Source organism: Paenibacillus sp. RS8, from assembly GCF_041956825.1.
Classification (GTDB): Bacteria; Bacillota; Bacilli; order Paenibacillales; family Paenibacillaceae; genus Paenibacillus_AQ.
Genome location: NZ_CP168131.1, coordinates 3583755 through 3597630, shown reverse-complemented (window position 1 = coordinate 3597630; position 13876 = coordinate 3583755). Strand labels below are relative to the sequence as shown.

The 13876-nt window shown below is 44.5% G+C and carries 12 protein-coding genes; all 12 read right to left on the bottom strand.

The genetic code is table 11. The annotated features are described in order from the left end of the window. Positions 1 to 247: 247 nt before the first annotated feature. Positions 248 to 1204: a 4-hydroxy-3-methylbut-2-enyl diphosphate reductase gene (locus tag ACDZ28_RS17445; RefSeq protein ID WP_042125660.1), complete on the bottom strand. Its 957-nt coding sequence runs from the start codon at positions 1202 to 1204 to the stop codon at positions 248 to 250. Positions 1205 to 1264: 60 nt separating this feature from the next. Further along, the gene (locus ACDZ28_RS17440; protein WP_042125658.1) at positions 1265 to 2713 is read right to left on the bottom strand and encodes a cell wall metabolism sensor histidine kinase WalK; all 1449 of its coding nucleotides are present in this window, start codon (positions 2711 to 2713) and stop codon (positions 1265 to 1267) included. A 1-nt stretch (position 2714) separates the two neighbouring features. Continuing rightward, complete coding sequence (locus ACDZ28_RS17435) at positions 2715 to 3404, bottom strand: response regulator transcription factor (protein ID WP_042125657.1); 690 nt, start codon at positions 3402 to 3404, stop codon at positions 2715 to 2717. A gap of 109 nt (positions 3405 to 3513) precedes the next feature. Then, positions 3514 to 5181 carry a S1C family serine protease gene (locus tag ACDZ28_RS17430; RefSeq protein WP_375102366.1) on the bottom strand — a complete coding sequence of 556 codons (1668 nt, stop codon included), beginning with the start codon at positions 5179 to 5181 and terminating at the stop codon, positions 3514 to 3516. Positions 5182 to 5853: 672 nt separating this feature from the next. Then, on the bottom strand, positions 5854 to 6507 hold the full coding sequence (locus ACDZ28_RS17425) for a response regulator transcription factor (protein ID WP_042186223.1): 654 nt from the start codon (positions 6505 to 6507) through the stop codon (positions 5854 to 5856). Between the two features lie 3 nt (positions 6508 to 6510). After that, positions 6511 to 7587, bottom strand: a complete 1077-nt coding sequence (locus tag ACDZ28_RS17420; protein WP_042125653.1) for a sensor histidine kinase — start codon at positions 7585 to 7587, stop codon at positions 6511 to 6513. After that, complete coding sequence (gene liaF / locus ACDZ28_RS17415; protein ID WP_042125652.1) at positions 7588 to 8664, bottom strand: cell wall-active antibiotics response protein LiaF; 1077 nt, start codon at positions 8662 to 8664, stop codon at positions 7588 to 7590. Positions 8665 to 8903: 239 nt separating this feature from the next. Then, positions 8904 to 9047 (bottom strand): hypothetical protein, encoded by a 144-nt coding sequence (locus tag ACDZ28_RS17410; RefSeq protein WP_156114753.1) that lies wholly within the window; start codon positions 9045 to 9047, stop codon positions 8904 to 8906. Between the two features lie 174 nt (positions 9048 to 9221). Further along, on the bottom strand, positions 9222 to 9929 hold the full coding sequence (locus tag ACDZ28_RS17405) for a 3D domain-containing protein (protein ID WP_375105372.1): 708 nt from the start codon (positions 9927 to 9929) through the stop codon (positions 9222 to 9224). 304 nt (positions 9930 to 10233) lie between these two features. After that, complete coding sequence (gene thrS, locus ACDZ28_RS17400; RefSeq protein ID WP_375102365.1) at positions 10234 to 12171, bottom strand: threonine--tRNA ligase; 1938 nt, start codon at positions 12169 to 12171, stop codon at positions 10234 to 10236. Between the two features lie 494 nt (positions 12172 to 12665). Then, complete coding sequence (locus ACDZ28_RS17395) at positions 12666 to 12836, bottom strand: toxin-antitoxin system HicB family antitoxin (protein WP_042125648.1); 171 nt, start codon at positions 12834 to 12836, stop codon at positions 12666 to 12668. 11 nt (positions 12837 to 12847) lie between these two features. Continuing rightward, entirely contained in the window at positions 12848 to 13690 is an 843-nt protein-coding gene (locus tag ACDZ28_RS17390; protein WP_042125646.1) for an SPFH domain-containing protein, read from the bottom strand. Positions 13691 to 13876: the final 186 nt, after the last annotated feature.

Here is a 13876-nt window from a genome sequence, read left to right as displayed (position 1 = left end):
CTCTCTGCACTTAAAATTTATTATAATTCCGCTGAACACACTCGCACTACGACGCGTGTTCGCTTTTAAGCTTTTAAGCTTTTACGCTTTTAACCGATAAAGCGATTTTACCCCAAAAATCCATTATCGTCAATCCTATTTCCTGATTTAGAAGATGAAACCGTTTTTTCTATAAAGAAAAACGCTCAACCCCGATAGACGAGATTAAGCGCTTCTTCAAGCACAAATATATAAGTTCGCTAACGCATTAAGTAGTACTTGCGCTCTTATTCTTAACTGGAGGAAGTAGCTTCGCCATATTCACTGTACGTTTGATCTCCCATGTCTCGGGATTCTCGGAATCGTACTGCTCCAAATAATTAATAACTTCTTTGGTAATTGGTGTCGGTGTAGATGCGCCCGAAGTAACCCCAACAATATTTACACCCTTTAGCCACTCTGTGTTTAGTTCAGAGATATCAGAAATCCGATGGGCCGGAACACCTGCGATCTCTTCCGACACCTGTGCCAGACGATTAGAGTTGTTGCTTCGTGGATCGCCAACGACAATCACTAGATCACATTGGCCCGCCTGCTCGGCTACAGCCTCTTGACGCACCTGAGTAGCCATACATATCTCATTATGCACTTCGGCACCTGGGAAGGTCTCTAGAAGCTTTTTCATAATATTTTTAATGTCCCACTGGCTCATAGTGGTCTGATTCGTAATTACAATCCGTGAAGAAGGGATGGACAGAGTTGCAATCTCATCTTCTTTTTCAATTAAATGCACATGTTCTGGCGCAATGCCAACAGCACCTTCCGGTTCCGGATGGCCTTTCTTGCCGATATAAATAACCTCATAGCCATCATCGACCTTTTCCTGAATGAGATCATGTGTCTTGGTCACATCAGGACAAGTAGCATCAACAGTAGTCAATCCTTTATCCCTAGCCATCTTGCGTACCTCAGGAGAAACTCCGTGAGCAGTGAATATAACGGTTCCACTATCTACTTTATCGAGAATATCCAGACGGTTATGACCGTCCAAGGTAATAATGCCGTCGTCCTCAAACGAATTCGTGACATGACTATTATGAACAATCATGCCCAGTATATAAATCGGCCGGGGAAGATCGAGATTTTGCGCAGCCTGCCGTGCCATTACCATAGCATCGACTACTCCGTAACAGTATCCCCGGGGAGAAATTTTAATGACTTCCATGACTTCACCAACTTTCTGCTTTCGTTGACTTCTGTAATAGGGCACACTTTAAATTATACCCTATTCCAGCGGCGGAGCAAAGAGAAGCGGCAACCAGATCACAAAAGTAGTTCCTTCGCCTTGGCGCGTAACAACTTCCACAGACCCACCATGTTCGTCAATAATCCATTTAGCAATAGATAAGCCAAGCCCAATTCCTTCAGTAATTCCACGTGATTCATCTGCACGATAGAAACGGTCGAAAATATATGGAACCTCATCTTTATCCATACCTATCCCCGTATCGGTGATTCGAATACCAACCTGATTCTGATAGAAAATCGTATCTAAACTCACCTCACCGGAAGGTGTGTATTTAAAAGCATTATCAATAAAAATAAACAACATTTGTTGCAAATAATCTTTATTACCCACAACATACTTACCATTTAAGACGGACATATCCCCTGTAACCCACTCCGCTTGACGAGGTAGAAATGACGCCCGACGCGCTATCTCCGTCATCATTGGTTCCAGTGCCACCGGTTCTATCTCGAAGGTTCGCCCTGTATCAGCGCGCGCAAGTGAGAGCATATCAGATACCAGTCGGCTCATACGTTTAGACTCGTCCGCGATATCCTTCACCGATTCCATCGAGAGCTGGCGAATTTCAGCCTCGCTCATCTTCCCTTCACCCGGCTCCATCTCCCATACTTTTTGCAGCAGATCAATATTCCCGCGAATGGTTGTCAGCGGCGTCCGCAGCTCATGTGATGCATCGGAAACAAATCGTCGCTGTGCCGCATACGAATCCTCTAACTCAGTGTAGAATCCTTCCATACGCCCAAGCATGTTATTGACAGTCTCAATTAGGCGACCTATTTCATCTGGAGGTCCATCATATTCAATACGGGAGCTTAGGTCATTCCCCGTCTGAATCCCGTTTGTAGCCTCAATAACTTTTCCAATCGGACTCATCGCTTTACGGGCCAGGAATAATCCAAAGGTAAATGCCGCAATCAAGGTAGCAAAAGACCCGACAAGCAATATATTTTTCAAACGCTCCAATAGCTTATTCTGCTCGCTCACATAGGCAGCGACTTGTAATACTGCCACTGGATTATTATTATAATGCTCTAGTTCGATAGGCATCTCGTAAATCAAAAACTGATTACCGTCTACAACTACGTTACGAAAACCCTTTACAGCTTTATCTTGAGGAGGATAATCAAACTGTAAGCCAAAGTTAATCATGTTCGTTGATTGCGACAGGCTTTTGCTTCCATAAGTATAAATCTGTGTATACATGTTGGAGTTTTCAGGACGTCTCACTCCACCGAGCTTCAACTCTCCGTTGAAGACATCGTAACTAAATAAAGGTTTCGTTTGCTCAGCTTGCAATCTTAGACGATCCTTCAAGTCACCATACGTATTAAAATAGACAAAGCCGTAAATTGCGGCTGATAAGGCCAGCAGCATAACGGCCAAAATCCCTGAATACCAAGCAGTCAGCCGCAATCTTATAGACATGTTAGTTGTCACCTCTTAGAATGTAACCGGCACCCCGGATCGTTTGAATGAGGCGTTTACCGCCATGCTCCTCCGTTTTTTGGCGTAGCATAGCTATGTATACCTCAAGTACATTAGATTCACCGCTGTAATCATAACCCCATATTTTATCCATGATCAGATCCCGCGAAAGCACACGTTTCGGATTCTGCATAAACAAATGCAACAGTTCGAATTCCTTCGCCGTAAGCTCCAGTCTCTTACCTGCACGTGTGACCTCGCGTGAATCTACATCAAGTGTAATATCCTCATAAGTAACCGCTTGCTCACTGCCTCCGCTTTGCTCACTCTTACGCCGAAGTAGCGCACGTACCCGGGCAAGTAATTCTTCCAGTGCAAATGGTTTTACTAAATAATCGTCCGCACCCAGATCAAGCCCCTTCACACGGTGCTCAATTTCATCCTTCGCCGTAAGCATTAGAACAGGCACATTACTGCCCCCTTCTCGCAAACGACGGCAAACTTCAAATCCGTCTACCTGAGGCATCATAACATCCAGAATCACCACATCCGGATCACTGCTCAGAATCGCTCGTAATCCATCCGCTCCATTCACCGCAGTCTTTACATCGTAACCTTCAAAGGCTAGCCCTCGGCGCAGCATGGAAATAATTTTTTCATCATCATCAATAATTAGAATATTCGGTCGCATCAAGCAGCCCCCATTGTTCATTTCTTTTTATTTATATTGTAGCAGTCGCACCATGTTTAGACAAAAAACGGAAGGGTTGCCCCTTCCGCGTTATTCACCGTCCGGTGTGTTATTTCTGCTGACTTTGCCCAGTAGTCGTATCAAAATCATTTTTGTTGCCGATTGTGACGGAAAGATCCAAGTTTTTACCATCGCGCACAACATTCAGCGTTACTTTGTCACCGACTTTTAACGTTTGAATGAAAGCAATCAAATCTTGGTTTGTAGTATATTTCGTTCCATTTGCACCAGTAATGATATCGTAAGGGCGCAAGTCTGCAGCATACGCTGGCGATTTAAAGATAATATCTGCAACTACAGAGCCTTCTTTAATATCCGTGCCCATTTGTTTAGCTACTTCATCTGTAATCGTCATAAGCGTTGCACCAATGAATGGTACTGGTTCTTTAGGAATCGCTTGGTTCGCTTCCAGTTTATCTACGACTTCTTTAATCGTATTCACTGCGATAGCAAAACCTATACCTTGGGAATCTGTGCTAACAGCAACGTTCATACCAATTACCTGTCCATTCATATTGAGCAGCGGACCACCGGAGTTACCAGGGTTGATAGATGCGTCAGTTTGCAGCAAGTTTTTGTAGTTGCGAGTTCCACTACCATCTTCTTCGTTAATGTCGATGCTGCGTCCTTTTGCACTAAGAACACCAGAGGTTACTGTATGATCGAAGCCTTGTGGGTTACCGATAGCAACTACTTCTGAACCGACTTTCAAGCTATCTGAATCTCCCAGAGCAACTGTAGGGAAATCACTATCTCCCTCAATCTTCAATACTGCCAAATCCAGATCTTTGCTAGAGCCTAGCAATTTTGCTTCGTATGGTTTAGTTACGCCATCTACTGTAACTTGGATGACATCGGCATTCTCAATGACGTGCTGATTCGTCAAAATATATCCGGATTTCTCATAAATGAAGCCTGTTCCAATTCCATATGGGATGAGCTGCGATGAAGAGCTTGAATCCGACTTCGAGTCCTGCTCATTTTGTGAAGAACCACTTCCACCGTATTGATCTCCGAAAAAGAATTGAGAAAACGGATCACTCAAATTCGGGCTGGATGAACTTCCATTACGTGAACTGGATTTTACTAGTGTCTCAATCTTGACGACTGCTGGTCCAACCGCATCAACTACGCCAGTCACATCACGGGAGCCTTTCACCAAAGATGTAGTGGTAGTATTAGGTGTAGTACTAGCACTCTCATTCGTCGTCTTCGCCGTTCCATTCGATTCCGAGCTAGCAACGGTTGAAGCTGCATCCCCTGTGAACCAGTTGCCTCGATCTGCCATAAACATTGAACCTGAGAGAACGACCATACCTGCTAAGAAGGAAATCAAAACTGTTTTCACTGAGCTTTTTGGCTTTTTATTATATTGCCAGCCACCTCCACCTTCAGAGCCGCCTCCGCCGTTTCCACCTCGTCCGCCGCCATTACCATCAAAGCCTGTACTGCGAAATGAACTGTTGTATGGGAGTGGTTTTACGGGCTGTGGAGGTGTAACCTCAACCCGCTCCGGCTCCATCCGGTTGTAATGCTGAGCACTTCCGTCTGCATCACTTTCATCTTTGTTCAAAGATTTAAAAGGTCCGTAAGAATAGTAGTATGATGATCCGGATTCGGATGACTGATTATTATTACTATTATGATTATTATTGTCCCAATCCCGATCTGGTGCTGGTCCATTGTCACGATTAAAGTTGTTTTTGTTATCGTCCATGTTCATATACCTCCTGCATCCTGTCGCCTGACAAGGATTAATTTGTTTTCTTGTTTCTTATTTTGTACTTTAAACCTTAAGGTCACATTAAAAACAATTTAAGCGGAGATAAAAGATATAGGCAAATAACGGGATTTGGCATCAGAAGGGAGCTATTAGGGGACTAGGTTCCAAAAGGCGCACGCTGTTGGTCGGGACTGGGTTTCAGGCTACACCGCTGTTGAAATCATGTTCCTATGAATTGACCCTGCAGGTGGAACAGGATTTCAAAGGCGGACGTAAACTTTTCGCTCTGAACCCAATCCCTAGGCAGGGAAGTAAAAAAGAAGCTCGGGCGCGGAAAACAACGCGGCCCGAACTTCCAACATACAACCTAGAACAAAACCCTAGAACGACGTCCATGAACGAAGTCCAAGAACAAGGAACAAACAACAATTATAGGGAAAAACTCCCTATAATTAACCAAAAATCACAAGAAATCAAGATTTAAAGGGAATACCTCCCTATAATTCTCAGCAATATAGCTGTTTATGAGAAAAACAAGGAATTTATACGGAGGATTTCCCTATAATCCTGTATACAAGCGTAAAACTCAAGTTTAAAGGGAGGTTTTCCCTATAACTTACTTTTAAGCCCCCATAAACTACCCCACATCATCTTGAAAAACAATCCCTAACCCTGAGCCCAACCCTTCCGATGAGCATAAATAGCCAACTGGGTACGGTCATCCAGCTCGCATTTCATCAGCAGGTTGCTGACATGCGTCTTCACCGTCTTGATGCTGATATGCAGCTCCTCGCCGATATCCTTGTTGGTCTTGCCCTCAGCAATAAGCAACAGGACCTCCTTCTCACGCTCCGTCAAGCCGGAGGAATCACCTTGCACAGTACGCTGGCGAATGCCACGCGTCAGCGCTTGCGATACATCACCAGTCATGACAGGCATACCACGGAATGCGCCTTGCAGAGCGTAGATCAGCTCCTCTGCTGACACGGTTTTTAGCACATAGCTGACTGCTCCAGCTTCTATAGCGTCCACGACGAGATCATCTTCAAGGAAGCTGGTCAAGATCACGATTTTGAGACCAGGAAATTCTGACAGCACTGCACGAGTAGTCTCCACACCATTCATCACAGGCATCATCAGATCCATTAGCACGAGATCGGGCAACCCTTCATGTCCACCAGCACGCAGCATCTCCAGTGCTTCCTGTCCATTGGCTGCCTCTCCTATAACCTCAAACGTCGGCTCCAGCATCAGATATGTTTTAAGGCCCATCCGCACCATATCATGATCATCTACGAGCAACACTCTTATGACACTCATGCTCTATTCCTCCTCGTCCTCTATATCAGATCCTAACACTCTTTTTTCCTCTGACTCAGAATTCCCTTGCACAAACTTAGGGATATGTACACGTATGGTCGTTCCTGCACCTTTACGGCTAATAATCTCCACTTGTCCACCTAGTTTCTCCGCACGTTCGCGCATGGTGGTAAGACCGTATGATCCCTGTTTTTGCTGTATATGTTCGAAGCCTTGACCGTCATCGCTAATACTTAGCACAACTTGTCTTGACCCTTCACGCAGCGATAAACTAACTAGCCTAGCTTCAGCATGCTTCACAATATTCGCCATCGCCTCCTGAATAATCAGGAACAGCTGATGCTCAATTGCTTCAGACAGTTCTCCTTGCAGCTCAAGCTCCTTCATTCCTTTTAAGCCGTTCTGGCGGCAATAATCAGGGAACCATTTTTCCAATGCTTCGAAAAGATTCCTGCCTTCCAGCTCCACCGGCCGTAACTGCGCAATGAGCGCTCTCATCTGCTTTTGTGCCATTTGTGACATTGCAATTAACTGATCCATTACCAATTGACCTTGAGCTTCATTAACTTTCAGCACTTTAGGCAGCGAAGAAGCCGACATATGGATGGCAAAAAGCTGTTGGCTCACCGTATCATGCAAATCCCGGGCCATACGCCTTCTTTCCTCCAACACCGCACTCTCCGCTGCCTGTTCCTTCTCAATAACCTCTTGTTCACCCAATCGCTGCAGAAGCTGCATCTTGTTCTCAACCGTATCCATCATGACATTAAATTCGTGGTACACTCTCGCAAAAGACTGGTCATCACTCTCTGGCATACGTACGGACAGATTTCCTTTTGCTACCTGCAGCATATTTAGATCCAGATGATCAATCCGGCGCTGAATCCGCTGACCTGCCATATAACCGATTACAACAGTGAACAACACGATCCCAAGACATAAGTACAGCCACATTCGATAATCCATAACCTCGATATAACCAAGGCAAGTGCCTGCATACATCAACCCGGCACTTACGGCTCCAGTGAGTAGAAAGTAAAACAACAACAACCATTTGGTATTACTGAATATTGTCCCCATCTAACCCACCGTTTTAACTTTAATGTCACCTATAAAAGCACTTACGTTAATACGAACTTTTTTGCCCGCTTCTTTATAATAAGGCGTTTTGCATTGAACACTGCTCATGAATCCACTGCGGGACTGATCCAGAACTTCCATATCGCCGATAAAAGAACTGCTGTTCACTGAGATCCCAAGGTCCATATCATTTGGAATATATACCTTGATATCACCAATAAAAGCGGAAATATTAATTTTTGTCTCACCATAAGCAATTTGTGCGTTCGTCAGATCCAGTACAGTATCACCAATAAACTGTGAGACATTCGTGTTCTTCAGTTGAAAATGCTCGCGACCCATATGAACATCCCCGATAAAAGCAGAGCGATTGGTTGACTCCTTGTTGTTACTCTCTGTCTCATGGAACTCCTCATGCCATTCCCCATGTCTTCTAGCATGCCGCTCATGACGCTCCTGACGTCTGCGCTCATGACGCTCCTGCTTCTCTTGCCAACGTGATTCAGCGGTGGATTTAAATGCTCCTCCATCCTCATCCTCTTCTTCATCTTTTTGAAGATTAATATTCCAGTCTCGCCCACCAGAAGGTTTACCAAATTTCTGCTCGAATTGCTCATCTAGCGTGGAATCCAGCGGCTTTGGCGGCTCCACATCCAGCGAGCTTTTTCCTGGAGGAAAGTAATCTGGCGGTGACGGCGGAGCTGGCGGCACTGGAGGTACTGAACCTCTAGGTTTAAAAATCACATAAAGACCGCCGCCAATCAGCATGATTGGAATGAACATTTTGAAAAAATCCCCGGCTGAAATATCGAACCAGTCCAAATTCCGTCCAAGGAAGAACACTCCGATCGCCAGAAAGAAAAAACCGCCGATTGGTGAAGATCCACCTTTTGAATGTTCGTCTCCCGTTCCCAGAAGCCGTTTCATCCCCATTAGGATCAAGATAACAGGCCAATAATTTGAGATCACATAGCCTAAGCTGAAATCGGTGTAACCCAATTGTCTGAGTAAAAACATGGCTCCAATTCCTATCAGGATCAAGCCGCCAAAAATCTGACTTGTGAACCTTCTTTTCATATTCCATTTCCCCTTTAAATTAGTGGAACGCTCTCTTCTTCAATCTTATAGCCTTAGTCTACAGGAAGAAAGCGCTCATAAACAGCGGCGAGAGAAGGAACTTCCACTCAGTCTCTAGACGGAGACGTTTGGGATATTATTCTATATACTACTATATATATAAAAAAAAGACCGCCCCTCAGTTATAAACTGATCTGGGACGGTCTCTTTATTCAGCAGTCTTCTGCATCAGCAGCGCATTATTGTTGCGGTTTCTGAGCTGGTTTAGAAGTATTTCCACTTTGCTTAGTAGTGCCGTCATTCTCAACAGCAAACTCAGCATTGTATTTTTCATTCGGTGTTTTGTAATTTTCTTGAACTTTAGATTTTTTATTATTAGCCACGGAATTCACCTCCCTTATCCCTTATGCAGCATAGATAATGCTTACTAAGAGAACATCTCGGATGAGGCTAACGCTCTGCCCCAGTCCGTATTATGGCAAGGTGATGTCACTATTATGCATGGCCAAGTGAAAATAAGTTCAATCCGCCAAATTCATTGAAATACAATTCTAAATTTAGATGGATTCTTCCAGCAGAGATTGCGGTACAGCATTATAAGTCTCAATCGCTTGGGTAAGCTTCTTCAGCATGACTTCCGTACATGTTCCGTTACCACGCTTAATGAGCTGAACCACAACTGATTTTTTACCCCATTCCTTATACACCTGTTTCGTAGTAGCAAAATACAAATCAATCTTCCGCCCTTTAATGGCAGATCCTGTATCAGCAACAATGCCGTATCCATAACCTGGTATATAAAGTATACTCCCTAACGGGATTACCTTAGGGTCAGCAGCAATAGTCGAGACTGTATTCTTATCTCTACGTACTTTCACACCTGAATAGGTGATTCCGTATTCGGGATGTTTAGATGTTTTACCTGTAGATTCATAACCCGCAGTATAACCCGTCGCCATCACTTTCATTGAAGTAATAATCTGGTCAGGAGCTGGTGCAGCTACAGGAATAGAATTCGGTGATTTCGAAGCGCCAGTGCCTCCATTCCCTTTGGCAGTCGGAGCTTTGGTGGCTGGAGCCTTGGTAGTTGGAGCAACAGTGCTTTGTGGTGGCTTTGTAGATACTGGTTTATTTATTGTTGTCGCAGGTAATACAGGTGAGCTTGCATGTGACTCATTAAACAATATCGTGGCACGGCCTGTCGTTAGAACGACTTGTTGTTCTTTGGTTCTCAGTGAACCAGAGTTAGTTTGGGTATGTTGCACCTCGTTCGAAAGCGTTTTGCTCATGCTTGTGTGTTGTAACGTGTCTCCTGTCCCACTAGCCACAACTGCTTGATGCTTTGATTCAGGAATGATACCTGCAGCAGTTAACAGTAGAACTATTGTGACGAAAAGACACCAAAACCTCTGAAATATGCCCATTTTGTTCATGTGATAAACCTCCCCCTTATTAGCGAAGGTTTCCCGATTCACAAAATTTTATACATGAAGATCCTTTTTAGATCCTCATGGGCATATGACAGAGGTCGTAATTAAACATACTTTTGGTGTAGATTATTTCATGTAATTAGGAGATTACACGGTCTGCAATTTCCTGAGCCAGTAGCTCAATCACTTCTTGAAGTGGCTTAGCTCCAATATCGCCTTCCCCGCGCTTACGGATGGAAACTGTCTCGGCATTCATTTCATTCTCGCCGACTACGAACATGTATGGCAGCTTCTCCAGCTGAGCTTCACGGATCTTATAACCAAGCTTCTCATTACGTAAATCTGCCTCAGCAGAGATACCACGGCGACGCAGCTTGTCCGTAACTTCCTTAGCATAATCGTCGAAGGCAGTGGAGACAGGAATAACTTTAACCTGCTGTGGAGACAGCCAAAGCGGCAGTGATCCGGCAAAGTTCTCTAACAAGAAAGCAACAAAGCGCTCCATAGTACCTAAAATACCGCGGTGTAGAACGACTGGGCGGTGTTTCTGACCATCGTCACCGATGTATTCCAATTCAAAGCGTTCAGGCAGCAAGAAGTCGATCTGTACAGTGGAGAGAGTTTCTTCTTTGCCTAGTACAGTCTTGATCTGTACATCCAGCTTCGGACCGTAGAAGGCAGCTTCGCCTTCTGCTTCGTAGAACGGCAGACCAGCTTCTTCTACAACCTCACGCAGCATGCGCTGTGCAGTTTCCCACATTTCGTCATTTGCGTAATATTTCTCAGTATCCTTAGGATCACGATAAGACAACCGGAAACGGTAGTCATTAATACCAAAGTCACTGTAAACCTGTTTAATCAACTCGATTACACGAATGAACTCGCCTTTAATTTGATCCAGACGGCAGAAAATATGGGAATCATTAAGAGTCATTGAACGCACACGGTGCAAGCCAGTCAATGCTCCAGACATTTCATAACGGTGCTGGATACCCAGCTCAGCAATACGGATCGGCAGATCACGGTAGCTGTGCATGGAGCTCTTATAAATCATCATGTGATGCGGGCAGTTCATTGGACGAAGCACAAACTCTTCATTATCAATAGTCATTTTAGGGAACATGTCCTCTTGATAGTGCTCCCAGTGTCCGGAAGTTTTATATAGTTCAACATTACCGAGCACCGGAGTGTACACATGCTGGTATCCTAAACTTGCTTCCAGATCCACAATGTAACGTTCTAGAATACTGCGCAGTTTAGCACCCTTAGGCAGCCAGATCGGCAAGCCTTGGCCTACCAATTGATTAAATGTGAAGATTTCAAGCTCTTTACCCAATTTACGGTGATCGCGTTTCTTCGCTTCTTCAAGCAGACGAAGATGCTCATCGAGCTGTGCTTTTTTAATCCAAGCTGTACCGTATACGCGTTGAAGCATTTTATTCTTGCTATCGCCGCGCCAGTAAGCACCAGCTACATTCATCAATTTAAAGACTTTGATTTTGGAAGTAGACGGAACGTGTGGTCCACGACACAAGTCGAAGAATTCACCTTGTTCATAGATCGAAATCACACTATCTTCAGGCAACGCTTCGATCAGTTCAAGCTTATAAGGATCACCTAGCTCCCCGAATATTTGGAGCGCTTCCTTGCGACTAACTTCCTTACGTACGATTGGCAGGTTTTCAGAGATAATACGATCCATTTCCTTTTCAATCTTTAGTAGATCCTCAGGATTAAGTGGATGTTCCAAATCCATATCGTAGTAGAAGCCATCTTCGATAACCGGGCCTACACCTAGCTTAACTTCCTTTGTTCCGTACAAACGTCTTACAGCTTGCGCCATCAAGTGGGCAGTACTGTGACGCATAACTTCCAAACCTTCAGGAGAATCCAAAGTTACGATTTCAATCAATGCGCCTTCCTCAAGCGGAGTGGACAAATCCACGACAATACCATTCAATTTCCCTGCCACCGCGTTCTTGCGAAGTCCACTACTAATAGAAGCCGCTACATCATCAATATTACTACCTTCTGCGTATTCCCGAACGGAGCCGTCCGGAAGTTTAATACTTACCATTTAAATTCCTCCTTCATTTCCTTAAGCCAACCAACAATTTTAATTTTGCGAAACGGAAATATCCACGCACAAAAAAACGCCCGTCCCGCAAAGGGACGAGCGATTGCACCCGTGGTTCCACCCAAATTCGATTCTCTCAATCCGCTCTTAAATCAGAGTTGAGACAGAATCCTTCGTAAGCATGGAGTAACGACCATGAACCGGCGGTTCTTACTATCCCATCTCTGGGAATTCATAACCGCAGCTACAAAGGGGTAAATCAATAGTAGATACCGGAGGAAATTACAGCCTATGTTCCCTCTCTCTGAACGGTCCAGAACAATCGATTCATATCTTTGTCAATGCTGTTAACGTGAATTATGGAGTAATTATAAATCTGTCCTCTCTGACAGTCAAGTCTGTAGAGGGGGCAAAATTTTGTAAACCCCGGGCACCAGTTACCGACACGTACAGTTCTACATCCTGGAGATCCTCCTAGAACTGTCCTTAAGAGGTTACTCTTCTCGTCGTTTCCTTTCAGGTAAGCGGCCTGCACGTTTCAAAGACTCACGCAGCAAGTATTCGATATGTCCGTTTACACTGCGAAATTCCTCTCCCGCCCAACGTTCCAACGCCTCATGCAGATCCGGATCGATCCGCAATGGAAAGCTTTTCTTGGCCGCCATGATGCACCGCCTTAATACAACGAGCCGGTGTTAATGACCGGACTCGCTCCGCGCTCCGACACGATCGCCACCATCAGATTATTAATCATCGCTGCTTTACGTTCTTCGTCAAGCTCGACTACACCGCTCTCTTTAAGCTGTTTAATCGCCATATCAACCATGCCAACTGCACCTTCTACGATAATTTGACGAGCTGACAGAATGGCAGAAGCTTGTTGCCGCTGCAACATTGTGCTCGCAATTTCTGTTGAATAAGCCAAGTGTGTAAGCCGGGCTTCAATGACTTCTACACCAGATAAAGACAAGCGCTCTTGCAGCTCAGACGCTAATTCTTTAGCAATTTCGTCTGCATTGGCACGCAAGGACATGCCGGATTCATTGAAGTTATCATAAGGGTATTTGCTGGCTACATGACGCAGTGCTGTCTCGCTCTGAATCTCTACGAAAGCCATGTATTTATCTACATCAAAAAGAGCTTTAGCAGAGTTAATCACCTTGAAGACAATAACTGCAGCAATTTCAATCGGATTACCTTCAACATCATTGACCTTAAGCTTCACACTGTTAAAGTTACGAACGCGCAGGGAAACCGTCTTACGTACGCTGAACGGAATGACTGCGAACAATCCACTCGTTGCAATAGTCCCTACATATTGCCCGAAAAAGGTAACAACGACCGACTTATTGGGCTGTACAACCGTAATACTGGTACATAGAACCCCAGCTACAACGAACAGAATAACTGGCACTGCAACATACTCCTGAACAGCACCATAAATTCCACCAGCTAAACAAACTGCAATCAATGCGATAACCCAAAATCCGCTGACAGGACGAAGCATTTTCTCCTTCATAAAAGCACCCCCAAAAGATATTCATTTGATATGAATATGATATCACTTTTGGATAATAATGTGTATACAGAAATGTAATAAAATAATGAATTTATGTTCACAGGTAAATGCGGTTAGAATCAGCTCCACAACAAAAAACGCTTGTTTATCATTCATCCAATTAAGAAGATGAACGACAAACAAGCG

What these genes read in the sequence shown, in the direction of transcription:
- thrS (WP_375102365.1), bottom strand. Translation starts at nt 12,171, where the DNA reads ATGGTAAGTATTAAACTTCCGGACGGCTCCGTTCGGGAATACGCAGAA.
- ACDZ28_RS17435 (WP_042125657.1), bottom strand. Translation starts at nt 3,404, where the DNA reads ATGCGACCGAATATTCTAATTATTGATGATGATGAAAAAATTATTTCC.
- ACDZ28_RS17425 (WP_042186223.1), bottom strand. Translation starts at nt 6,507, where the DNA reads ATGAGTGTCATAAGAGTGTTGCTCGTAGATGATCATGATATGGTGCGG.
- ACDZ28_RS17390 (WP_042125646.1), bottom strand. Translation starts at nt 13,690, where the DNA reads ATGAAGGAGAAAATGCTTCGTCCTGTCAGCGGATTTTGGGTTATCGCA.
- ACDZ28_RS17440 (WP_042125658.1), bottom strand. Translation starts at nt 2,713, where the DNA reads ATGTCTATAAGATTGCGGCTGACTGCTTGGTATTCAGGGATTTTGGCC.
- ACDZ28_RS17395 (WP_042125648.1), bottom strand. Translation starts at nt 12,836, where the DNA reads ATGGCGGCCAAGAAAAGCTTTCCATTGCGGATCGATCCGGATCTGCAT.
- ACDZ28_RS17430 (WP_375102366.1), bottom strand. Translation starts at nt 5,181, where the DNA reads ATGGACGATAACAAAAACAACTTTAATCGTGACAATGGACCAGCACCA.
- ACDZ28_RS17420 (WP_042125653.1), bottom strand. Translation starts at nt 7,587, where the DNA reads ATGGGGACAATATTCAGTAATACCAAATGGTTGTTGTTGTTTTACTTT.
- ACDZ28_RS17445 (WP_042125660.1), bottom strand. Translation starts at nt 1,204, where the DNA reads ATGGAAGTCATTAAAATTTCTCCCCGGGGATACTGTTACGGAGTAGTC.
- liaF (WP_042125652.1), bottom strand. Translation starts at nt 8,664, where the DNA reads ATGAAAAGAAGGTTCACAAGTCAGATTTTTGGCGGCTTGATCCTGATA.